The organism is Cytobacillus mangrovibacter (assembly GCF_042865275.1).
In the GTDB taxonomy this organism is placed as follows: Bacteria; Bacillota; Bacilli; order Bacillales; family Cytobacillaceae; genus Cytobacillus; species Cytobacillus mangrovibacter.
Window position 1 is genome coordinate 258,534 of sequence record NZ_JBIACJ010000003.1, and the last position, 22,182, is coordinate 280,715.

Annotated in this window: 29 protein-coding genes and 1 riboswitch; of the genes, 19 read left to right on the forward strand and 10 right to left on the reverse strand. The window is 36.9% G+C overall.

The window, feature by feature from the left end:
• Window positions 1-534, forward strand: coding sequence for a hypothetical protein (locus ACFYKT_RS07650; protein WP_389217790.1), 534 nt, complete (start codon window positions 1-3; stop codon window positions 532-534).
• A 48-nt stretch (window positions 535-582) separates the two neighbouring features.
• Here the strand turns inward: ACFYKT_RS07650 and ACFYKT_RS07655 are convergent, their stop codons facing one another.
• Complete coding sequence (locus ACFYKT_RS07655; RefSeq protein ID WP_389217793.1) at window positions 583-1,479, reverse strand: YitT family protein; 897 nt, start codon at window positions 1,477-1,479, stop codon at window positions 583-585.
• A gap of 223 nt (window positions 1,480-1,702) precedes the next feature.
• Between ACFYKT_RS07655 and ACFYKT_RS07660 the strand changes: the two genes are divergently transcribed.
• From ACFYKT_RS07660 to ACFYKT_RS07670, 3 genes are all read left to right on the forward strand, one after another.
• A complete protein-coding gene (locus ACFYKT_RS07660) occupies window positions 1,703-2,101 on the forward strand; it encodes a response regulator (RefSeq protein WP_389217795.1) in 399 nt (132 codons plus the stop codon).
• Window positions 2,094-3,023 carry a hypothetical protein gene (locus ACFYKT_RS07665; RefSeq protein ID WP_389217798.1) on the forward strand — a complete coding sequence of 310 codons (930 nt, stop codon included), beginning with the start codon at window positions 2,094-2,096 and terminating at the stop codon, window positions 3,021-3,023. Before ACFYKT_RS07660 ends, ACFYKT_RS07665 begins: the two co-directional genes overlap by 8 nt.
• 277 nt (window positions 3,024-3,300) lie before the next feature.
• Window positions 3,301-3,402, forward strand: a riboswitch (purine riboswitch).
• A 141-nt stretch (window positions 3,403-3,543) separates the two neighbouring features.
• A complete protein-coding gene (locus tag ACFYKT_RS07670; protein WP_389217801.1) occupies window positions 3,544-4,839 on the forward strand; it encodes an NCS2 family permease in 1,296 nt (431 codons plus the stop codon).
• 84 nt (window positions 4,840-4,923) lie between these two features.
• On the opposite strand, the gene ACFYKT_RS07675 is transcribed toward ACFYKT_RS07670, so the two are convergent.
• Window positions 4,924-5,565, reverse strand: coding sequence for a hypothetical protein (locus ACFYKT_RS07675; RefSeq protein WP_389217804.1), 642 nt, complete (start codon window positions 5,563-5,565; stop codon window positions 4,924-4,926).
• A 177-nt stretch (window positions 5,566-5,742) separates the two neighbouring features.
• Here ACFYKT_RS07675 and ACFYKT_RS07680 point away from each other — a divergent pair, with 177 nt between their 5' ends.
• Both ACFYKT_RS07680 and ACFYKT_RS07685 read left to right on the forward strand, forming a co-directional pair.
• Window positions 5,743-6,444: a winged helix-turn-helix domain-containing protein gene (locus ACFYKT_RS07680; RefSeq protein WP_389217807.1), complete on the forward strand. Its 702-nt coding sequence runs from the start codon at window positions 5,743-5,745 to the stop codon at window positions 6,442-6,444.
• Complete coding sequence (locus ACFYKT_RS07685; RefSeq protein WP_389217810.1) at window positions 6,434-7,852, forward strand: ATP-binding protein; 1,419 nt, start codon at window positions 6,434-6,436, stop codon at window positions 7,850-7,852. Before ACFYKT_RS07680 ends, ACFYKT_RS07685 begins: the two co-directional genes overlap by 11 nt.
• Before the next feature lie 155 nt (window positions 7,853-8,007).
• Here the strand turns inward: ACFYKT_RS07685 and ACFYKT_RS07690 are convergent, their stop codons facing one another.
• The 5 genes from ACFYKT_RS07690 to ACFYKT_RS07710 all read right to left on the reverse strand — a co-directional run bounded on the left by ACFYKT_RS07690 (window position 8,008) and on the right by ACFYKT_RS07710 (window position 13,446).
• Window positions 8,008-9,354, reverse strand: coding sequence for a hemolysin family protein (locus tag ACFYKT_RS07690; RefSeq protein ID WP_389217812.1), 1,347 nt, complete (start codon window positions 9,352-9,354; stop codon window positions 8,008-8,010).
• A gap of 62 nt (window positions 9,355-9,416) precedes the next feature.
• Entirely contained in the window at window positions 9,417-9,818 is a 402-nt protein-coding gene (locus tag ACFYKT_RS07695; protein ID WP_389218305.1) for a MerR family transcriptional regulator, read from the reverse strand.
• 451 nt (window positions 9,819-10,269) lie between these two features.
• Complete coding sequence (locus ACFYKT_RS07700) at window positions 10,270-11,565, reverse strand: hemolysin family protein (RefSeq protein WP_389217815.1); 1,296 nt, start codon at window positions 11,563-11,565, stop codon at window positions 10,270-10,272.
• A 72-nt stretch (window positions 11,566-11,637) separates the two neighbouring features.
• On the reverse strand, window positions 11,638-12,189 hold the full coding sequence (locus tag ACFYKT_RS07705) for a GNAT family N-acetyltransferase (RefSeq protein ID WP_389217818.1): 552 nt from the start codon (window positions 12,187-12,189) through the stop codon (window positions 11,638-11,640).
• Between the two features lie 102 nt (window positions 12,190-12,291).
• Window positions 12,292-13,446 (reverse strand): histidine kinase N-terminal domain-containing protein, encoded by a 1,155-nt coding sequence (locus tag ACFYKT_RS07710; protein WP_389217821.1) that lies wholly within the window; start codon window positions 13,444-13,446, stop codon window positions 12,292-12,294.
• Window positions 13,447-13,691: 245 nt separating this feature from the next.
• Here ACFYKT_RS07710 and ACFYKT_RS07715 point away from each other — a divergent pair, with 245 nt between their 5' ends.
• The 11 genes from ACFYKT_RS07715 to fumC all read left to right on the forward strand — a co-directional run bounded on the left by ACFYKT_RS07715 (window position 13,692) and on the right by fumC (window position 20,576).
• The gene (locus tag ACFYKT_RS07715) at window positions 13,692-13,916 is read left to right on the forward strand and encodes a FeoA family protein (protein ID WP_389218307.1); all 225 of its coding nucleotides are present in this window, start codon (window positions 13,692-13,694) and stop codon (window positions 13,914-13,916) included.
• On the forward strand, window positions 13,916-15,919 hold the full coding sequence (feoB, locus tag ACFYKT_RS07720) for a ferrous iron transport protein B (RefSeq protein ID WP_389217824.1): 2,004 nt from the start codon (window positions 13,916-13,918) through the stop codon (window positions 15,917-15,919). Before ACFYKT_RS07715 ends, feoB begins: the two co-directional genes overlap by 1 nt.
• A gap of 27 nt (window positions 15,920-15,946) precedes the next feature.
• Window positions 15,947-16,111: a FeoB-associated Cys-rich membrane protein gene (locus ACFYKT_RS07725; protein WP_389217826.1), complete on the forward strand. Its 165-nt coding sequence runs from the start codon at window positions 15,947-15,949 to the stop codon at window positions 16,109-16,111.
• Between the two features lie 129 nt (window positions 16,112-16,240).
• Complete coding sequence (locus ACFYKT_RS07730) at window positions 16,241-16,696, forward strand: helix-turn-helix transcriptional regulator (RefSeq protein ID WP_389217829.1); 456 nt, start codon at window positions 16,241-16,243, stop codon at window positions 16,694-16,696.
• A 391-nt stretch (window positions 16,697-17,087) separates the two neighbouring features.
• Entirely contained in the window at window positions 17,088-17,639 is a 552-nt protein-coding gene (gene sigY / locus ACFYKT_RS07735) for an RNA polymerase sigma factor SigY (protein WP_389217832.1), read from the forward strand.
• Window positions 17,632-17,979, forward strand: a complete 348-nt coding sequence (locus ACFYKT_RS07740) for a YxlC family protein (protein WP_389217834.1) — start codon at window positions 17,632-17,634, stop codon at window positions 17,977-17,979. The genes sigY and ACFYKT_RS07740 overlap by 8 nt, the downstream gene beginning before the upstream one ends.
• Complete coding sequence (locus ACFYKT_RS07745; RefSeq protein ID WP_389217836.1) at window positions 17,976-18,191, forward strand: sigma-Y antisigma factor component; 216 nt, start codon at window positions 17,976-17,978, stop codon at window positions 18,189-18,191. Before ACFYKT_RS07740 ends, ACFYKT_RS07745 begins: the two co-directional genes overlap by 4 nt.
• Window positions 18,191-18,394, forward strand: a complete 204-nt coding sequence (locus tag ACFYKT_RS07750) for a hypothetical protein (RefSeq protein WP_389217838.1) — start codon at window positions 18,191-18,193, stop codon at window positions 18,392-18,394. Before ACFYKT_RS07745 ends, ACFYKT_RS07750 begins: the two co-directional genes overlap by 1 nt.
• Window positions 18,375-18,689 (forward strand): YbjQ family protein, encoded by a 315-nt coding sequence (locus ACFYKT_RS07755; protein ID WP_389217841.1) that lies wholly within the window; start codon window positions 18,375-18,377, stop codon window positions 18,687-18,689. Before ACFYKT_RS07750 ends, ACFYKT_RS07755 begins: the two co-directional genes overlap by 20 nt.
• 72 nt (window positions 18,690-18,761) lie before the next feature.
• Complete coding sequence (locus ACFYKT_RS07760) at window positions 18,762-18,890, forward strand: hypothetical protein (protein ID WP_389217844.1); 129 nt, start codon at window positions 18,762-18,764, stop codon at window positions 18,888-18,890.
• Window positions 18,891-19,202: 312 nt separating this feature from the next.
• Window positions 19,203-20,576, forward strand: coding sequence for a class II fumarate hydratase (fumC, locus tag ACFYKT_RS07765; RefSeq protein ID WP_389217847.1), 1,374 nt, complete (start codon window positions 19,203-19,205; stop codon window positions 20,574-20,576).
• Between the two features lie 63 nt (window positions 20,577-20,639).
• Here fumC and ACFYKT_RS07770 read toward each other — a convergent pair whose 3' ends face one another.
• Window positions 20,640-20,849 (reverse strand): small, acid-soluble spore protein, alpha/beta type, encoded by a 210-nt coding sequence (locus ACFYKT_RS07770; protein ID WP_389217850.1) that lies wholly within the window; start codon window positions 20,847-20,849, stop codon window positions 20,640-20,642.
• 357 nt (window positions 20,850-21,206) lie between these two features.
• Here ACFYKT_RS07770 and ACFYKT_RS07775 point away from each other — a divergent pair, with 357 nt between their 5' ends.
• The gene (locus tag ACFYKT_RS07775) at window positions 21,207-21,359 is read left to right on the forward strand and encodes a hypothetical protein (RefSeq protein WP_389217852.1); all 153 of its coding nucleotides are present in this window, start codon (window positions 21,207-21,209) and stop codon (window positions 21,357-21,359) included.
• Between the two features lie 54 nt (window positions 21,360-21,413).
• On the opposite strand, the gene ACFYKT_RS07780 is transcribed toward ACFYKT_RS07775, so the two are convergent.
• Both ACFYKT_RS07780 and ACFYKT_RS07785 read right to left on the reverse strand, forming a co-directional pair.
• A complete protein-coding gene (locus tag ACFYKT_RS07780; RefSeq protein ID WP_389217855.1) occupies window positions 21,414-21,593 on the reverse strand; it encodes a hypothetical protein in 180 nt (59 codons plus the stop codon).
• Between the two features lie 62 nt (window positions 21,594-21,655).
• Window positions 21,656-21,868: a YheE family protein gene (locus ACFYKT_RS07785; protein ID WP_389217858.1), complete on the reverse strand. Its 213-nt coding sequence runs from the start codon at window positions 21,866-21,868 to the stop codon at window positions 21,656-21,658.
• A 143-nt stretch (window positions 21,869-22,011) separates the two neighbouring features.
• Here ACFYKT_RS07785 and ACFYKT_RS07790 point away from each other — a divergent pair, with 143 nt between their 5' ends.
• Window positions 22,012-22,140: a hypothetical protein gene (locus tag ACFYKT_RS07790; RefSeq protein ID WP_389217861.1), complete on the forward strand. Its 129-nt coding sequence runs from the start codon at window positions 22,012-22,014 to the stop codon at window positions 22,138-22,140.
• The last annotated feature ends 42 nt before the right edge of the window (window positions 22,141-22,182 follow it).

The following is a 22,182-nucleotide window of genomic DNA, read 5'->3' on the forward strand; positions in this document are numbered from 1 at the left end:
TTGAAAAAAAATTGGTGCGTATCCATTCTAACCATGTTTTTCTTAATTCTTGCGAATGTCAGTGTAGTCTATGGAGTAGAAGAAAAAAATGAAAAAGTGGAATGTGAGCGAAAAAAGGATATTCGTAATAAAGAATTTAATGAATTGGTGATGGATGATATCTTTTCTAGCTTTGGACATAAGTACGAAGAGATTATCGATCAAAGCATGTATTTAAATATGATCGATTTAATGAAGTATACTGTACTTACAAATAAAAAGGATGCCCATCTAGAAAGCTTGAAGGAACATTTAACGGGTGAAGCGATTGGAGAAAAAAGAATTTATTTCTTTCACGGTGATCCCAATACGGCTTATATTTTCTTTAAGGGCATTGATAATCAAAATACGGCTGTTTATTTAAAGAAAAATGAAGAACAATGGAATGCCTTAGACAAACAAGTGAAGAAGGGGAAAAAGATCGGAAATATTCGTGAAACATGCAAAGACGATTATTTCATGAAAAGAATGTTTAATAACTTATATCCAGAATAGTAAAGGGTGCCCCAATATTGGGGCACCTATTTCTAATCTAATACACTCTTAATGAATGGATTTCTTCTTAAAGCGGCCGCCTCTAACCTCGGAAATATTGGCGACTGCTAAGAAAGCGCCAGGATCGAGTTCTTCGACAATTGTTTTTAACTTGGCTTCTTCCAGACGGGTAATTACACAAAAGATCACCTTTTTATCATCTCCTGTGTAGGCACCTTCTCCATTTAAATAGGTAACGCCACGCCCTAGCCTTGCTAGAATAGCGTCCCCGATTAATTTATGTTCCTCACTGATAATCCATGCAGATTTTGACTCATCAAGTCCTTGTATCACGATATCAATTGTTTTAAAAGCGATAAAATAGGCGAGTACGGAATACATGGCCCGATTCCAGCCAAACACAAACCCTGCTGAAGCAAAAATGAAAATGTTAAAAAACATTATGATTTCGCCTACGGAAAAGGGGATTCTTTTGTTGACGATGATAGCGAGTATTTCGGTTCCATCTAAGGATCCGCCATAGCGGATGACAATCCCAACGCCTGCTCCAAGCACAATTCCGCCAAATACAGTGGCGAGTAAGGGATCCTTCGTGAAAACGGGAACATCATGTAGAAGAATCGTGGATACAGATAAGACTGAAATCCCTAATAAAGTGGAAAGGGCGAAAGTCTTGCCAATCTGTTTGTACCCGATATAGAAAAAGGGGATGTTTAATAGGAAGATAAACAAGCCAAGCTTTACGTGAGTTAAATGAGATAAAATAATGGAAATACCAACAATACCACCATCTAATATTTTGTTCGGAACCAAAAACTCCTCAATGCCCACTCCCATCAACACGGAGCCGATAATAATAAAAAATATACTTTTTATCAGTTTTGTTTTCGATAAACCTTTATGAATCGTTTGAATGTTTATTTGTTCTGTGGTCGGTTCAATCATACGGTTTCCCCCAATTTAGCCTCTTGAAATAAGAACTACACTACATTTTTGACATCTACTCTATCTATTATAACATTTTTTTGATTAATGAAAGAAATCTGGGAAATAAAAAATAATCAAAAAAGTCTGATGTAAAAGGATTATATTTTCTGTAATAAGAAGGGATTTTGTAGTAAAATGTAGAACTTTTAACCTATATGTAATTAATGACTAGGAGTGAGGTATGGTGCAAAAGCATTTGAAGGTATTAATTTGTGATGACTCTATGTTAATCAGAAAAAAACTTAAAAATATATTAGAAGTTTGTAAATGCAATCCGATTTGGGAAGCAGAAGATGGTGTGGATGCGATCCAAAAAGCGAGTGAACTTAAACCAGACCTAATATTTATGGATATTGTTATGCCAGGAAAAGATGGAATTGAGGCTTTGGAAGAAATCATTAAAGAAAATCCGGCATTAAAAGTAGTCATGGCTTCTTCAGCCGGAACTCAACTGCATCTGAAAAAAGCACTAGATTTGGGCGCTTATGATTTTATTCAGAAGCCGATCACACTTGAAGCAGTTACAGCCATTATTGAGAAAGTTATCAAAGAGGAGAAGGAGGAAAGCAGCCATGTTTAGTCAATACTTTGGCCATTATTTATTGAATAAGGGACTCATTAATGCAGAGCAGCTGAAACATGCGCTTGAACTTCAAAAAACGACATATGTAAAGTTTGGTGTGATTGCAGTTGATGAAGGTTTGCTAACATCCGCTCAAGTCGAAGAAATTCATGAGAAACAAAAGCAGCAAGACAAAAGATTCGGTGAAATTGCAGTTGAACTTGGACTTCTCACGAATGAGCAAGTGGACTATATGTTGTCAGCACAGAAGAAAAATCATTTATTCTTAGCCCAGGCGATCGTTGATCAGAACTATATGACGATGGATGCCTTTACAAATGCATTAAATGAGTACAAACAATTATATAGCCTATCTGATGAGAAATTTGAAGCAATCAAAAATGGCGATATTGATGCAATTGTAGGCAGCCTTCTTCATATGAATCAACCGGAAAAAGAAGGATACGCACAATATTTATCCTTATTTGTGAAAAATGTGATTCGGTTCATCGATGATCAAGTGTATGTAGAAGAACATTCATTAACAGGAAGTGTAAAAGCAGATTGGTTAGTTTCACAAGGAATTACAGGTGAAAAACCATTATGGACAGCAATTGCTGCCGATGAGTTGGTATTTCTAGAAATAGCTTCGGTCTTTGCGGAAGAGGAATTGACTGTTGTAAATGAGCTGGCTCAAGCATCTGTCAGTGAGTTCTTAAATCTCCATAACGGTATATTTTTGGTGAATATGTCTAATAAGGGGATCGAATTAAACATGAAGCCACAAAGAGTGGATGAAGCTTCAGCTGTTTCATTGCTTGAGGACAATGGCTTATGTGTGACAATCCATACATCAAAAGGCGATTTCCAACTAATCCTTACACATTTGCCTGAGCTTATTGCTATTTCTAACGAACAAAGAGAAAATCAAGTTGTATAAAACGATTAAAGACTGTTCATTTGAGCAGTCTTTTTATTTACTAAAAAGCATAGTTGATTGGAGCGGAAGGTGCGAGACTCCAGCGGGAGTAGTGGGATAGGTGAGACCCCGCAGGCGCAATAGCGCCGAGGAGGCTCACCGCCCACCCCGCGGAAAGCGAGCAACCTGGAGCGGAAATCAACTTCTACCCATTCTTTTATTTTGCAACAATATTCAAAGAAACAGAATAAATGATCAAATTGACTGCCCTCTACACCTTTGCTAAAATGATTCCATTATATAAGAATAATAATTTACCTGTATATGTTCAGTAATATGGACTGGACGTTTCTACCGAGCTGCCGTAAATAGCTTGACTACATGGGAATGACTATTTTGCTATTCTAGTAAACTAGAAAGTAATCTATTCTCCTATGCATTTTAGGCAGCTTCGCTCATAGCGGAGCTTTTTTTTATTTTGCCAGTTTTGGTAAACAATAAGGAAAAGCCTACGGGTATTATTTCAGAAGGGGATATAACGATGTCACAATTCTTTCAGTTCCAATTTCGAGGAACAACCTATAAACAAGAAACGATTGCTGGATTAACAACGTTTTTATCTATGGCCTACATATTAATCGTTAATCCAATTATTTTGAGTCAGGCAGGCATGGACAAGGGAGCTGTATTCACAGCAACTGCCCTATCAGCGATTATTGGTTCTTTATTAATTGGCTTGTTAGCTAATTATCCAATCGGTATCGCACCAAGTATGGGCTTGAATTCCTTCTTTACCTTTTCCGTGTGTATTGGAATGGGCATTCCTTGGCAAACTGCTTTAACAGGGGTTTTTGTATCTGGTATTTTATTCGTGATTTTAAGCTTATTAAAGATTCGTGAAAAAATAATTAATGTTATTCCTAAAGATTTAAAGCATGCGATTGGGGCTGGAATTGGCTTTTTTATTGCTTTTATTGGCTTGAAGAATGCAGGACTGATTGTTGGCAATGAAGCTACATTTGTAGCGATTGGAAACTTGAAATCCTCTGCGACTTTATTGGCTGTTTTCTGCTTTATCCTAACGGTTATTTTGATGGTAAGAAATATAAAAGGGGCAATTTTCTTTGGGATGGCTATTTCTGCTTTTGTTGGAATGCTTGCAGGGATTATTGATAAGCCTGAGAAAATCATTGGTGCAATCCCGAGTGTAGCACCGACATTTGGTGAAGTTTTTTCTCATCTAGACCAAATATTTACCCCAGAAATGATTGCGGTTATCTTTACATTTCTATTTGTCGCCTTTTTTGATACAGCTGGTGCTTTGATTGCGATTGCGAGTCAGGCTGGGCTAATGAAAAATAATGAGATTCCAAATGCAGGGAAGGCATTACTGGCAGATTCAAGTGCCACAGTAGTCGGAGCCGTTCTTGGTACTTCAACGACTGCATCGATGATTGAATCAACGGCAGGGATTGCGGCAGGGGGAAGAACGGGATTTACCTCCATCATTATTTCAGCTTGTTTCACTGTTGCCCTATTCTTTTCACCATTACTGAGTGTTGTTACAGCAGAGGTCACCTCTCCGGCACTTATCATAGTGGGTGCCTTGATGGCGATGGAAGTAAAGCAAATCGACTGGAGTAAGATTGAAATTGCCATACCTGCTTTTGTAACGATTTTAATGATGCCACTCACATTTAGTGTAGCTACGGGAATTGCTTTAGGGTTTATCCTTTATCCGGTTACAATGCTTGCTTTAGGAAAAACAAAAGCGATTCACCCGCTTATGTACGGTTTATGTATTGCTTTTATTGGTTATTTTGTTTATCTTTCATAGAAGTGGACAGACTGCCTGGGTTAATAGGCAGTCTTTTTTTTACATAGAAAGAAACCACCAAAGTGGTTTCTTAGAAATGGAGAATTATTTCTTGATATCTTCTTTTATCATTTTCATTAATACTTTCATTTCTGTATGCATTTTTTCTTTATCGAGGTTGAGGCTATTCTTGATATCCTTAAAAGATTGACCGGCCTGCTTTAGCTTGACGAGTTCAGCTAAGTCCTTGTTGCTTGCCTTTGCCATTGCAGAGCCTCCAACGATGAATCGTAAAGGCACGCCTTTATCGAGCCAAGATTGAATCTGTGCTTCTGTTTTTCCTGAGTACTCTGCTACATTTTTAATAACATCTTCTTTATGTTCTTCAAGGAATTTTTCCTTGTGTTCATGGCATTTCTTTTTTAAATCCTTTAGGTCGAGACCATAGTGTGCAGCTGTTTTTTCCCAGGAAGAATCGTTATCCTTATATGTTTTCAATACATCATCAATTTTTTTATCGGCAAATTTGGCAATATGGGCTGCTTTCAAAATCTCTTTTTTCGTATATCCTTGATTTGTGAGACGCTTGAAATCAGCTTCGTCCATAAAAGAATGATGATGTTCTTTATCTTTATGTCTTTCCTGTGGAATACTTTCTTCAGCATAGGTTGCATTAGGTGTTATCGTAAATACGGAACCTAATAGTAGTAGAGTGAATGCACTTAAAATAATCCAAGGTTTCTTCATTTTTACACGCTCCTTTATTTTGTTGAAACTTGGCCACGGTTATTAGCATGTCCAGAAATAGAAAACAAATGAGGGAAAAATTGGCTAATTTATAATGAGTAAGTGGTTTTTATTGAAAAATAGTCGTTTGTTCGCTTAAATAAAAGAAATAGTAGTTCATAATAGGGATGGTGTAAGATGAAAATTCTTGTTGTTGAAGATAATGAAAGTGTTTGCTCCATGCTAGAAATGTTTTTTATGAAAGAGGGATATGAAGGAGTATTTGTTCATAACGGTCAGGATGGATTTGATCGATTTAATAAAGGGAAATGGGATTTAATGATTGTTGATTGGATGCTTCCAATCATGGATGGAGTAACACTCTGCCGGAAAATTAGGGAATTAAGCCAAGTGCCAATTATTATGCTTACTGCAAAGGATAGTGAATCAGACCAAGTGCTTGGGCTTGAAATGGGTGCTGATGATTATGTGACAAAGCCATTTAGTCCGTTAACTCTGATGGCAAGAATTAAAGCTGTGACAAGACGCTACCAAATGGAAGCGGCAGAGAAGGAAGATGGACATGTCATTACGAGTCAATACTTTCGAATCAGTAAGGAATCAAGAGAAGTTAGCTATAAAGGACAAGTTCTTGCCAATTTAACGCCAAAGGAATTTGACTTATTGTATTATTTTGTAAAGAATCCAAAGCAGGTTTTTTCTCGGGAGCAGCTATTAGATCGCGTGTGGGGATACGAGTTTTATGGCGATGAGAGGACAGTGGATGTGCATATTAAGCGTTTAAGAAGAAAGATTGGCACACCTGAGCAGCCATTTATTCAAACGGTATGGGGAATTGGCTATAAATTTGATGAAACGGAAGTTACAAATGAGAATTAAATTCTTTTATCAGCTGCTTGTTAGCCAGATCAGCATTCTCGTTCTAGCCTTTCTCATTTTAAGCCTTTCTTTTTCACAGTTTGTCGAAAATTATATTTTTCAGAATAAAGTAGAGGAATTAAATGATTATGGTGAGCAAATATTAACCGATTTAACGGTAAGGCTTGAAGGAACGGAAAGCTTTTTAGAGGAATATAGCCAGATTCTTGATACGAGGCATATTCAATATATCCTGTTTAACTATGAAGGGAAAGTCATCTATCCACAATTACAAAGCGCTCCGCTTATTCAGCTGACAAAGTCAGAGTGGGAGAAGATCTCCTCAGGCAGTTCAGTATCAGTGAAACATGATATTAAACGGTTTGGACAGGAAGTGACACTTGTTGCCATGCCGTTCATGCAAGGAGATAAATTAGCTGGTGGAATCTTGTTACTATCGCCTATTACTGGGGCGATGGATATGATTAGGCAATTAAATCGATTCTTATTATATACGATTGTTATTTCTTTATCGGCATCTATTTTGATCAGTCTTATTTTCTCAAAAAGTTTAATAAAGAGGATTAGGAATATTCGCAATGCAACTTCGATGATTACTGCTGGAAATTATGATGTTCATGTTCCAGATACATATCAGGATGAAATTGGTCAACTAGCAACAGATTTTAATAAAATGGCAGAGAAATTAAATGAATCGAATGAAGAAATTGAGCGACTAGAAAATCGAAGAAGAAAGTTTATTGCAGATGTTTCTCATGAAATGAGGACACCTTTAACGACAATTAGTGGCCTTGCAGAAGGAATAAAGGATCATTTAATTCCTGAAGATGGAATTGAAAAAGGGATGATCTTAATTGATCGGGAAGCAAAGAGACTGATTCGCCTTGTAAATGAAAACCTTGATTATGAGAAGATTCGCTCCAATCAGCTAAAGTTAAATAAGATAGAAATGGAATTAACGGAAGTATTGGAAGTAGTGGAGGAACAACTTCACTTACAGGCAAGCGAAAAAAATAATCAGCTAGTTGTGCAATGTGATGAGGAGATTACGGTTTTTGCTGATTATGATCGGCTGATTCAAATCATCGTAAATATTGTCAAGAATGCGATTCAATTTACAGAAAATGGCCAAATTATGCTTAAAGGTAAAGAAGAAGGATCTGCTATTATAATTGAAATCGAAGATACGGGTGTAGGGATCGATCCATTGGAAATTGAATCGATTTGGCTGCGATTCTATAAAGCCGATCTATCACGGACAAACCAAGCATATGGAGAATTTGGCATTGGCTTGTCTATTGTTAAACAGCTCGTTCAGCTACATGATGGAGAAATTGAGGTTAGCAGTGAGAAGGGGGAAGGAACAACATTTACAATTCGCCTTCCAAAAAAGGAAAAAGAGCAGTAAAAAACTGCTCACAACCAAGTATGTAAATATCGGTCTGCCTCATTTCACTGCGCTGGTTATTACTTCGTACATAAAGGCTTGTTCAATGAATCAAACCGACAATTTTTCACAAAAAAAGAAATCGGCAAGCTCGCCAATTTCTTTTTTTATAGCATCTATACTGCTTGTGTTTTAGTCAAGGGAAGTGGTTGCTGGAGTTTCTCCTGTTCCTGTATATGCTGAACCTCGATATATTTAATATGATGCTCTTCCATATCGATAATTTTAAAGGCAAAGGAATCCAGGTGAATGATATCTCCTTGTTTCGCTTCGTAATTTTCAGTTAGAATCCAGCCGCCGATTGTATCGACATCGTCGTCATTAATATCAATTCCAAGTAAATCACTGACTTCACTTACAAGCATTTTTGAATCGATAATATAGTGGCCATCTGTTATCTTACGGACTTCTGGCACTTCATCCATATCGAATTCATCTCGAATTTCTCCAACAATTTCTTCAAGGATATCTTCAACTGTTACAAGTCCAGATGTCCCGCCATACTCATCCATCAATATCGCCATATGAATTCTTTCCTTTTGCATTTTCAGGAGAAGGTCATGAATGGGAATGGTGTCAATTACCCGAATAATTGGGCGAGTGTATGAGTGTAGCGTATTGGATGTGACTTCTCTATTTTTGATCAGGTCTGTCATCACTTCTTTAATATTGACGATCCCAATAATATGGTCTTTATCTCCGTCAATGATTGGATAACGAGTGAATTTCTCTTCGTAAACGGTCTGTAAAAAGTTTTCTAATGTATCTTCTTTTGAGAATGAAACAATCTCTGTTCTTGGAACCATAATTTCCTTTGCAATTCGGTTATCAAACTCAAAAATTTTATTTACATACTTAAACTCTGATTGGTTGATTTCGCCACTTTCATAGCTTTCCGACAAAATGATGCGAAGTTCTTCTTCAGAATGGGCCAATTCGTGTTCAGAAGCAGGCTTTAATCCAAATAATCCTGTAAGGAATCGTGCAGATCCATTTAACGCCCAGATGAACGGGTACATAACTCGGTAGAACCAAATTAATGGGCGTGCAGTTAGTAAGGTTACAAACTCAGCTTTCTGAATCGCAAGTGTTTTTGGTGCCAATTCTCCAACGACCACGTGAAGAAAAGTAATAAAAGCAAAAGCAATACCAATGGAAAGAACATGTGATGCAGAACTTGGAATGTTAAGTTTATCAAAAACCGGATGAAGCATATGAGCAATTGTCGGTTCTCCAAGCCACCCAATTCCGAGGGCAGTTATTGTAATCCCTAATTGACAAGCAGATAAATATTCATCCAAATGACTGATCACTTTCTTCGCTGGTATCGCACTTTTATTGCCTTCTTCAATTAACTGATCAATTCTTGAACTTCGTATCTTTACAATAGCAAATTCTGAAGTTACAAAAAATGCCGTCAAAGCAATTAAAATGGCTATAATAACCAAGTTTAATATGTCCAAATAAGTTCCCTTATCCCGAGTAACGGGTAAGGTGTCACCTCCTGATAATTTAAAAAATTAGTTTAACTTGTTAAGCTGACAAGGGATTTAATTAATGTGGAACTTTCTGTATTCATCTTTTGAGAAAGGTCACTTATCTGTTTCTTATCCAGATGGTTAATAAGCGGCAAGAGTACAGCTATTTCATTATGAAGCTGCTTGATTTGCTTTGTCACCACATCGATTTGTTTCTCTACATCCCCTGTATGCATACTGATTTTGGACTTTAATTCTAGCTTTCTCTTAATCTCATCTAATGGACAATGCATATTTTTGCATTCTTCAATAAATCGAAGATCAGAAAGTACTTCTTCTGAATAGATTCGATAGTTGGATTTTGTACGTTCTGCTTGAATAAGCCCTAAATTTGTATAATAATCAATGGTTCTCTTGGATAGATTCGCAATTGCTGCTAATTCGCCAATACGATAAACTGCCCCATCCTATCACCCCAATTTAATGTACTTATATTTATATTATATGTTAGTTAAAACCATACAGTCAAACGTAGCAGTTTAACTGTATAGATTACTTCTATTTTATTAGAAAATTGCATAGATATGTGACGGAATTTTCGGAAAACTAAAAAAGATATTGGTGTTTTCTAAAAGATTGTTGTTTATTGAATAAATTGTGTGAATGAAAACAGTTGATAAAAAAAGGTTGGTTGATTGGAGCGGAAGGTGCGAGACTCCTCGAAAATGCATCCGCATTTCCTCGTGCGGTGTCCATTCAAGAAGGCTATTCAACGTCCTGCGGGAGAAGTGGGACAGGTGAGACCCCACAGGTGCTTTAGCACCGAGGAGGCTCAGCGCCCACCCCGCGGAAAGGGAGCATCCTGGAGCGGAAATCAACCTCTACTCACTACCGGCGCCATTATTGCTTTTCTTTCTTAACTTCAATATAGGAAATATGATGACCATCGATTTCCTTTATGATAAATTGATATCCATCCATTATAATGGAGTCCCCAGTTTCTAAATCGAATTGTCGTGTGAGAATCCATCCTCCAAGTGTATCAACTTCATCCTCATTTAAGTTCGTCCCAAGTAAATCGTTTGTTTCTGAAATAAGAAACTTTGCATCCAAAATATAATGATCCGTATCAATTTTTTGAACGAGAGGAAGCTCATCCATATCGAATTCATCACGGATTTCCCCGACTATTTCTTCAAGAATATCCTCAACGGTGACTAATCCAGCAGTTCCGCCATATTCATCAAATAATATGGCCATATGTGTGCGTTCCTTCTGCATTTTCAAAAGGAGATCATGAATGGGAATCGTTTCAATGACTCGGATAACTGGTTTAATATACTGTACAACGGGTTTTTCTTCCTCACATTGATTACGAATACAATCTGTTAGAATTTCTTTTACATTAATTAAGCCAAGTATATTGTCTTTATCCTCACCAATAACGGGGTATCTGGTGTATCTTTCATTCATAATGATTTCTAGAACTTCAGAGAGTGTCGCATTCTCATCAAGACTAATAATTTCTGTTCGCGGGACCATAACTTCCTTGGCAATTCGGTTATCAAATTCAAAAATCCGATTGACGTACTTATATTCTGATTGATTTATTTCCCCGCTCTTTAAGCTTTCTGAGAGGATAATTCGTAATTCTTCTTCAGAAAGAGCCATTTCGTGTTCAGAAACGAGCTTTAACCCAAATAATCCAGTGACAAATCGTGCAGACCCATTTAAAACCCAAATAAACGGAAACATTATTTTGTAAAACCAAATTAAAGGCTTTGAAAAATTTAATGTGATTTCCTCTGCCTTTTGAATGGCAAATGTCTTTGGAGCAAGTTCACCAATGACTACATGCAAAAAAGTAACGAGTGAAAAGGCAATGATAAAAGAAAGAAAATGGGTAATGGATGGCTGGAGATCCAGTTTGGCAAATAAGGGCTTTAAGATGCTTTCCACCGTTGGTTCTCCAAGCCAGCCAAGACCTAAAGCCGTAACTGTAATACCAAGCTGACTAGCTGATAAATACTCATCAAGATTAGATATAACCTTTTTCGCAGAGTGAGCTTGTACGTTTCCTTCTGCAATTAGTTGATCGATTCGTGATGAACGAACTTTTACCATTGCGAATTCGGAGGCAACAAAAAAAGCTGTTAATGCGATTAAAAGGACAATAAGAAAAAGATTAAGTATCATTCGTTCTATCCTCACAACAAATGTAAGGTGCGCACCTCCTTTTAAAGGTACTTTTCCCTTAAAAATAAATTTTTAGTAATTGGAACTTTTCCAATCTCGTGCAAGCATGCCGTAGACAACTAAATCATGGTAATGATTATATAGAAACTCACCATCACGAATAATGCCTTCTTGCACAAAGCCTAATCGTTCAGGTACTGCGCGGCTCTTCTGATTCCCAACACCACAGCGAATTTCAACACGATTAAAATTAAGGTCAAAAAAAGCATAGTTGAGAAGGGACTGAACAGATCTTGTCATTATTCCATTCCCTTCAAAGCCTTCAGCAAGATAGTAGCCAATACTTGTTTGCTTATTATTCCAATCGAGTTGATGAAAACCAATGGAACCGACTAGTACCCCGTTATATCGGATGCCTGTATTAAATCCATTATTATCAGCAAATTGTTTAAGCCAAGAAGGAATAATCGAATGATATTGAATGGGTGAAGACATACTATCTACCCATGGCAGCCATTTTCTTAAATGATTTCGATTGTTATCTATTAGATGATAAAGCTCTTCTGCGTGCTGTAATTGAAATAGCTGTAATTCAATTTCCTGATCGACTTTTAAAGTAAACACAGTCCAATCCCCTCTTTTCTCTTGAATATTTCTATATAATAAATGGAATTACTTGTGAAGTATACAGAATCTTTGCAAAAGATAAAAGAAAACAAGGCTGACTCAATGGAGGAGGGAGTCAGCCTTGTTTTCCTTTTGAGAAGCAATAGGCAAGGTGATACTGAAAACTGTCAGATCTGATTGTGTTTCACAATCGAGGATTCCTTTATGCTTTTCAATGATTTCCCTACAAACAAATAGGCCAAGGCCTGTTCCAAGTTTTTTTGTTGTTACAAATGGTTCAAATATAGATTGGATAAGATGTTCTGGAATCATTGGGCCGTTATTAGCAATTTCGAGTTTTACATGGCCATTTGCTTGGGAATAGCATTTAATTTCAATTAAAGGCTCTATCGTATTTGTATTCAGTTCATCAATAGCATTAAAGATTATATTAATTAGAACCTGGCGAATTTCATCAGCATAGCCTAGAAGTTTAACTTCCTCTTCTAAATTTTTTATTATCCTCACTTTTCCATCTAGAATACTTGGGTATAAGAAAATTAACACTTCTTCAATCATTTCATTTAAGGAAAAAATGATCTTCTCTTTGCCGATTAATTCCTTTTTTGATAAAAGGAGAAATTGAGAAATGCGAAAATTCAATTGCTCCAATTCGATTGAAATGATATCTAAATATTTCATGTTTGGATTTTCAGATTTAAGTAGCTGAATAAAACCTTGTACAGAAGTAAGAGGATTCCGAAACTCGTGTATAAAACTAGAGGTCATTTGCCCGAGCAATGTCAGTCTATCTTTATGACTTGTATCAATAAATTTCGTTTTTTCCTCAATGATTTGATTTTTAGCATCACTGTAATAGGTAACAGAATAATAGAGGAACTGGTCTAGACAATGATGAATTCGCTCTGAAACCGTTTGAATTTCCTGCCAGTCTAAATTTATTTTTTTTATATATTTTTGAAAGATAGAACGACCTAAATTTACGTTATAGACAAACTCTCCAATATTCATTCCCGCTTTTACCCGTTGATCTGCAATGGAGATAGAGAATTTCCGAATAACTCCATCTAATCTTTCCTCTGTATTCGTAAGACTTTGTATCACAAGATAAAAGATGACTTCTCCATTTTCTTTCATTCGGTCTTTAAAAGGATCCTCAGGAGAGATGAGAATATTTTCTTCCCATTCCTTCAATAATTGCTTTTTCTCGCCTTGTAAAAACTCAACAATAGTGACATTTTTTCTTGTTACCATATTAACCTCCAGACTTCATATACCTTCTACTATATAAACTTCGATTCTTTTTGCGAATTTCCTTTGTCGAAAACGCTCAAATATAAAAACAGTACTTCGAGACTACCTATTTCATGTCGAAAAAGAAAATGTTTGGAGATTCATTTGTTAATGTGATTTAAATCATAGATTATTCAAATAAAACTCAGTATAAATAAAGATAATCATTCTCAATTAAAACTTTAGGAAGAAATCAGGTGAGCATCGTGCTTGGGAAATTAAAAAAAGGTGAAAAGGCTAGGATTCTTGATATATCTCGGATCGATTTTTTCGTCCGCAGAAGATTGCTTGATCTTGGAATTACAGAAGGATCTGAGGTAAGTGTTAAATGCTTTATGCCGTTCGGTGGTCCTATCATGGTCGAGTACTGTGGTCAATGTATAGGGATTCGTAGAATAGAAGCAATCCAAATTGAAGTGGAGAGATTATAATGGATATTGCTTTAATTGGAAACCCCAATACAGGAAAAACATCTCTTTTCAATAAGCTTACAGGTTCATATGAATATGTAGGGAACTGGAGCGGCGTTACAGTTGAAAAGAAAGTCGGTTTGTTCAAGAATAAAAAAGATAAATTAATTGATCTGCCTGGAATTTACTCATTAAATCCACTATCTAAGGATGAAGGTGTGGTTACACAATTTCTACTTTCAGATCATGTAGATCAAATGATCAATATATTAGATGCATCCCAATTGGAACGCAATCTGCATTTAACGATACAGCTGTTGGAGTATGGAAAACCAATTGTTATAGGTCTTAATATGATTGATGTTGCTTTAAACCGCGGAGTTCAAGTGGAGTCTGAGCAGCTTGAAAAGCAATTAGGAGTTCCCATCACTTCTGTTATTGCCAGAACAGGAAAGGGCTGTGATCTGTTAGCTCAAGCGGCTACAGGTGAATTGCTGCCTGAACCTAATGGAAGAATTGTTAACTATGGGGGAGAAATTGAAGAGGCGATTTTAACCTTTGAACAGTTAATTGGCAATAAATCTGAAAAGTCTTCAAGATGGCTAGCTTTGCAGTTATTTGAAGGAAATGAATACGTGAAAAAGTATGTACAGGGGCTTGTTGAATCGGAGAGCCTTAATCAATTTCTACAAGAAATTAAGCTCACAGTAAAAACAAGGCATGGCATGAATCTGGATCAATTCATTTTTCACAAAAGAAAAGAGAGAATTGAGAAAATCATAACGGATGCAGCCATTAAAAGAAATCAAATCAGCATGCCTTTATCTGAAAAGATTGATATTATTGTTACCAATAAATTTCTTGGCTTGCCGATCTTTTTCCTGCTTATGTATTTCATGTTCATGCTAACCTTTGATTGGCTTGGTTTTCCGCTATCTGATTGGCTCGACGGTTTCTTAACAGGTGCATTCTCTCAAACCATTGATGGCTGGTTAAATGCCGCAGGAGCTTCTGCTTTTATCCATTCTTTAATACTAGACGGAATTATTGCTGGAGTTGGAGGCGTTCTTGTCTTCGTTCCACAAATATTTATCCTATTCTTTTTCATTTCTGTGCTTGAAGATTCAGGGTATATGGCTCGGGTTGCACTTGTCATGGATCGCTTGATGGAATCAGTAGGGTTGAATGGAAAGGCATTTATTCCAATGATGATTGGTTTCGGCTGTAACGTTCCAGGCATTATGGCTGCACGAACGATTGAAACGCCGAAAGAGCGGCTCTTAACGATCCTCTTAACTCCATTAATGTCGTGTTCTGCACGTTTACCTGTTTATGCATTATTTGTTGGTGCATTCTTTGTTCAACAAAAGGCTTTGGTTGTTTTATCATTATATATTTTAGGCATTGCTGTTGCTCTTATATTAGCGAAGATTTTCTCTTCAACCATTTTAAAAGGGGAGACTTCCTTTTTTGTAATTGAGTTGCCCCCTTATCGCTTGCCACAGTTTCAAGCTCTTTGGAAAAGCACATGGGATAAGGGAAAGGGTTTTGTTAAAAAAGCAGGAACGTTCATTTTTGCAGGTTCTGTATTTATCTGGCTCTTATCCTATGTAGGTCCAGCTGGTTTAGATGTAGCATTGGATGATAGTTATTTAGCTGCAATTGGCGGGTTCATTGCTCCGATCTTTGAACCAATTGGTTTTAATACATGGCAAGCTGGAGCATCTCTGATTACAGGATTTTTGGCTAAAGAAGCGATTATTTCTACAATGAATATTATCTATTTTGTTCCAGATGAAGCGAGTTTGCAGGGGTTACTAGCTGATTATTTCACCCCTTTAGCGGGCTATAGCTTTATGGTCTTTATCCTTTTATACATTCCATGTCTTGCAACAGTTGCAACGATTTATAAAGAGACTGGATCGAAGAAATGGACCATATTTTCAATGGGCTATGCATTTTTTATCGCTTATCTGCTCACTCTTATTATTTACCAAGGTGGAAAGCTTTTAGGATTTGTTTAACTTAATCTGGAATGGAAGTGGACGGATATGCTGTTCAATCTGTTAATTGGCGGACTAATATTTGGATATGCCAGCTGGTCTTTATTTAAATTTATTAAGAAATCGAAACAAGGGAAATGTGCAGGCTGCTCGCAGCGGAATTCCTGCACAAGTGCCTGTGATCCAATTTCTGAAAGAACATTAGATAAATAAATGATTGTTAAAAAACTGTTGTCCTTATCGATAACAGTTTTTTAAATTTGATCTGTTAAATGACATTCTATTATAATGAAAGTATTAGTGTAATAATACACAAAAAGAATAAAAGGGATGAAGCTAATCTTGACACGTGATGAAATAATTTCTAAAGTATCCGAAAAAATGCGCCTTATTCGTACGGAAGCTGGTTACACACAAGATAAAATGGCTGAGATTATCGGCCTTTCAAAAAAAACCCTTGTTCAAATCGAAAAAGGGCGAGTTGATGCAGGATGGTCTACTGTTGTTGCAGTATGTGCCCTATTTCGGGAAACAGAGACTGTACGATTTTTGTTCGGGAATGAACCATTAGAAGTATTGGAAACAATTGCAAGAGAAGGAATTGATTATCGAAGAGAAAAAACAATGGGAGGGAAAATCTGGTGGAAAGAGATTGATAGAAAGAATGGACTGCTATTACAGCAAAATGTGATCAGTCAGCACTATCGAATTATTGATGAGGATCACTTCCGCATCTACAGCAGCTTTGATGAAAGCTCATCAAAAGAACGATTTTCAGAATTAGTTCTTGGAAAATAATAAGTTTAATAATTGTTTTATTTGAATGGCTTTGTTAAATAATGTTGTTGGTGCACAAAATCGCCATTGGTGTACCCGCTCATTAAGTTATTCATTCGAATAAAACGCATTCGCGTGCACACCAATGGCTCTTAATCAACAATCAACGCTAACATAGCTATTTGAATAAATGTGAGAATGAGAATTGTAGACAAAATAGGTTGGTTGATTGGAGCGGAAGGCGTGAGACTCCTGCGGGAGGAGGCTCAGCGCCCACCCCGCGGAAAGCGAACGCCTGGAGCGGAAATCAACCTTTACTCATTCTTGATATTTTTGCGAAAACAGCCAAAAATTATGAACGAAATCTGCACGTTGTCCGTCTTACTATAGAAACCAATAATCAAAGAATGGGATGATGAGAAAGAGAGGAATAGAAGTCTTGGAAGAGAGAGATCTCATTAAAGCTGCAAAACGTGGAGAAACACGCGCATTTGCTATGCTTTTTCATAATAATTATTCCTTCTTGGTCAAATATTTAATAAAAGTAACGATGAATCCTGATACAGCTGAAGAACTTGCACAGGAAACAATGGCAAGATGTATGGAGAAAATTCATTTATATCAGGGCAAGGCGAAATTTTCTACATGGCTTATCTCAATCGCAACCAACTTATTTATCGACCAGCGGAGAAAGAGGAAGAGAGAACAGGATTGGCATCAGCAAGAAGAGATTAACAGAAAACTGAAATGGCATATGGAAAGCAGAAATGAAGAATGGACGGATGCATTAACAGCCTTAGGTAAATTACGGGAGGATGTTCGCATACCGATTATCTTAAAGCATTATTATGGCTATTCCTATGAAGAGATTGGTGAGATGATGAAGCTTTCTTCAGGGACGATCAAGTCAAGAGTTCATAATGGGATTTTGGCTGTTAGAAAGGAGCTGAAGGGAAATGAATAAACAAAAAGGCGGAGCGGAAAACGAACATTTAAATGAAGAGATGCTGGCAGTTGTTAAAGAAATCGAAAAGGGCATGCATTCTGTTGAGCAAGCTACGCCAGTCTATACACCCAATCTAGAATGGTTTGAACAAATGGTTGTTGAACAGAAACATCAATCTAGAAAAAAACTTATTATCGATATCTTGCTTTTTTCAATTATTGCCTTTCTACTATTAACGGCCGTGCTATTTACTTTATACAGCCTTCCGGTGGTTTTCTTTGCCCTACAGGGATTTGTGGCTATTATGATCGTTGGCTACTTTCTGCTTAAGCGTATAAAGCAGGTGAGAGAAACATGAAGGAAGAAATATCGATCCCTTTACTCATCGTTGTTGCTATCATCCTTATTAGCCAGAGCTTCTTTCTTTTCATCCATGCAAGAAGAAAGGGTCATAATTATTGGTTTTGGGGAATCATAGGCCTTATTCAAGCACCAATGCCAACTCTTGCTTATCTCATTTTTGTACGGAAAGTTTTTCATAAAAACAATGTTGAAGGAACGAAAGAATAATGGGGAAATTAAAACGGATTGTTCTTCTCCTTGCTGGTGCTGGACAATTACTAGCTATTGTCTTGCTATTTATTGACCTGAAGACAGCGATATTATTTTATCTTGTTTATGCTGTGCTTATCCTTGTTATTTTTGTCATATTATTGATTGAACGTAAGAAAGAGAAAGAGGAGGATGATCGCAATGATTATCGTAACTACTGAGAATATATTCGGAAAAGAGATCCGAGAATTGAAAGGTTTTGTCAGGGGCAGCACGGTGCAAACAAAGCATATTGGGAAAGATATTCTAGCTGGTTTAAAGACGATTGTCGGTGGAGAGATCAATGAGTATACAGAAATGATGGATGAGGCAAGACAAAAAGCAATTGGGCGAATGGTTGAAGATGCACAGGGAAAAGGTGCAAATGCGATTATTGGGATGCGCTTACAAACTTCTTCTGTTATGCAGAATGCAGCTGAAATCATTGCATACGGAACTGCAGTTGTTGTAGATTAATTATATATAATGAAATGTTCATAAAATCTTCACTTTCTTGTCACAAAGTAGAAGGAGCATCTATGAAATTGTATGCTATTTTTAATGTATGAATACAGTTCATTAGGAGGCTTCATCATGGAGTTATTATCAGTTACTTTTGTCATCGCTAGTGTAATCGTACTCGGCTACTTTATTGGTTATACAATTACTAATTCTTAAAACTGCTTGCTTTATGCAATGCAGTTTTTTTTTGTCTAGGAAATTATAAATTTGGATGTTGTGGATAACTTTGTGACAAGTTTGTCTGCATCCAGCTCCAGCGCCTACCCCCTCGAGGTCACAAGCCAATCCTCCCAGAAAGGTAAAGGACACCTTTCCGTGAGGCTCGTCTTGTGCTTGTCGGGGGTGATCAAGGCGCTTGCGCATTTGTTCGTCGTTTTGCCCTATTTATTTTACAAGCTGGATCAATAATTGTTTGCGATTAAGGGAATAGAATATAGAGGAGACAATGGTTAGCTATGGAGGGATTAAATGACTAAATATCGGATTGAAAAAGACACGCTAGGGGAGATTCAAGTACCCGCTGAGAAATATTGGGGAGCACAAACAGAAAGGAGCAGGCAAAACTTCCAAATTGGGATAGAAAAGATGCCGATTGAGGTAATTTATGCATTGGCAAAAATAAAAAGAGCTGCCGCAATTGTGAACCATAAACTTGGAAAAATGCCAGAAGCCAAGAAAAAGGCGATTGTAGAAACAACGGAAGACATGCTAAGTGGGAAGTTTGATGATCATTTTCCTTTATATGTATGGCAAACAGGGAGCGGTACACAAACAAATATGAATGTGAATGAGGTCATTGCGAGAAAAGCGAATGAGCGTTTACAAGATCAGAACATGAAAGTTCACCCTAATGATGATGTTAATATGTCGCAAAGCTCCAATGATACTTTCCCAACTGCTATGCATTTGGCTGCATATGTCGAATTAGCTAAAAAGCTCATTCCCACTCTTCAGGAATTGAAAAAAACAATAAAAATTAAAGAAGAAGCATTTAAGGATATCATTAAAATTGGCAGAACCCATCTTCAAGATGCAACGCCATTAACATTAGGACAAGAAATAAGTGGATGGCATGCCATGCTTGATAAAAATGAACGAATGATAACAGATGCGATTAGTTATTTACTGGACCTTGCTATTGGCGGAACAGCAGTAGGTACTGGAATTAATGCACACGAAACTTTTGGAGATGAGGCAGCAGGTGAGCTTGCTAAACAGACAGGATATAATTTTCGTTCAGCGAAGAATAAATTTCAAGCGTTAACAAGTCATAATGAACTCGTTCATGTGCATGGATCACTAAGGGCATTGGCGGCTGATCTTATGAAGATTGCTAATGATGTCAGATGGCTTGCAAGTGGTCCGAGAAGTGGAATCGGAGAGCTTTCTATTCCGGCTAATGAACCGGGTAGTTCAATTATGCCTGGGAAAGTGAATCCTACACAGAGTGAAGCGATCACAATGATTGCTTGTCAAGTATTTGGGAATGATGCAACCATTGGTTTTGCTGCTAGCCAAGGGAATTTCGAGTTGAACGTTTTCAAGCCGGTTATTATTTATAATTTCATTCAAAGTGTTCGATTGCTAACAGATGGAATGGAATCTTTTAATAAAAATTGTATGGTAGGGCTGGAGGCCAATCATGCAGTGATTAATGAACATGTGAATCGATCGCTCATGCTTGTTACTGCATTAAATCCACATATTGGTTATGAAAAAGCAGCTGAAATTGCTAAGCTTGCGTTTAAAGAAAATATGACATTGAAAGAAGCTGCTTTGAAATCAGGCTATATTACAAATGAACAGTATGATGAATGGGTAGATCCTAGAAAGATGGTATAAGTAAAGTGGCCCCCTATAAAGGGGGCCAAGCCATATTTATTTAATTGTTTATTTCAGATGTTTTTATTTGAAGCCGCCTAATTGTTGTTCAGCCATTTGAACAAGACGCTTCGTAATTTCTCCACCAACAGATCCATTGGCACGAGAGGTTGTATCTGCACCTAAATTTACACCAAATTCATTTGCAATTTCATATTTCATTTGGTCAAGTGCTTGTGATACTCCTGGTACTAATAATTGATTTGAGGAACCGCTGTTTGATTGGTTTGCCATTATTGTTCATCTCCTCATAATTTGTTTGGAATATGGTTGGGTTATCCGGAATTGCACCGGTACAAGATTTCTTGCTACCTCTTTTTGGTCTAACCCATCGGTGAAAATGTTGCTTGAACTTGTGTTGCTGTGTGTACTCTCTATTATGGTTATTTTTCAGGTGAGTATTCTTTAAATTCGGTGGGAATTGTTTCCTACCAAACATTACATAACGAAAGAAAAAGAAACGAACACTATGCGTATCTATGAATGAATGGGGCTGTTAGGATGGCTATTTGTCCGATTTGTAATGGATTTGAGGAAATGAAGGCCAAATGTAGTTTATGTGGGAGGGAATTAACTGATAAGGGGAGAATTATGGATTTTTATGATGAATATAGTGCCTATATGCCGATTGATCAGTTAAAGATGGAGGATGGTTATGGGCATGATTTTGAAAATAAGGAATGTCCACATTTATTAACATGCAATACTTGTGGTCATGATGAAGTAAGATTGATTAAAGAATAAAAAAGAAACCCGTCTTTTCATATGAATAAACGGGTTTCTTGAATGTAATTTTAGTTATTTTTCTGTATGATATGGAGGTTCTTCTTCCGTAAGTTCTCTTGCTTCTTCTATATTTGTCTGATTTCCCCGCATATGAACCGTGCCTCCAGACATTCCCTCATTAATCATTCGGTCGATGTCTAAATAGGCATTTTCTCTGCCTTCATACAGTGAGTCTTCTGATTTCTTTCCCATACTTGATGCCTCCTTTTTATTGTTACTTTACCCAAGGAGACTTTTTATCATGTGAATAAACATTAATGGTCATAGACATGATAAAGCATCAATTCATGAATTTGCTCCATTAGCTTGATTTCATCCTCTGCACTTGGAGAGGTGGAAGTCCACTCGACTTTCCCGTTTTGATGGTAGATCCCATTGTATTTTTGCTTGTTAAAATAGAATGAAATGTTCCAGCCAGGTATCTGCGTATTTTTATATAATTGGTTGTATTGAAAGTGTGTTAACATCTCTTTTCCCCCTTGTTTTTATTTTACCCGTTTTTAATTAATAACCCAACAAAATCCATCATTGATTAGCATGAATTCACTCGTGTTTTTTCTGCTAGGTGGGGGTAAGATATATACCGTTATACATTAAGGAGGAGATTTAAATGAAACGAAACAATATAGCGATGACAGCTTTAGCATTGGGCGCTGCTTATTTAATGAGAAATGAAAAGTCCCGCAATAAATTAAAAAAACAATTTCTATCGCTTGGAGGCACCTCTAAGAGAAGATAAATAATAAGCCCGATATTCATTAATACTTGATATCGGGCTTAA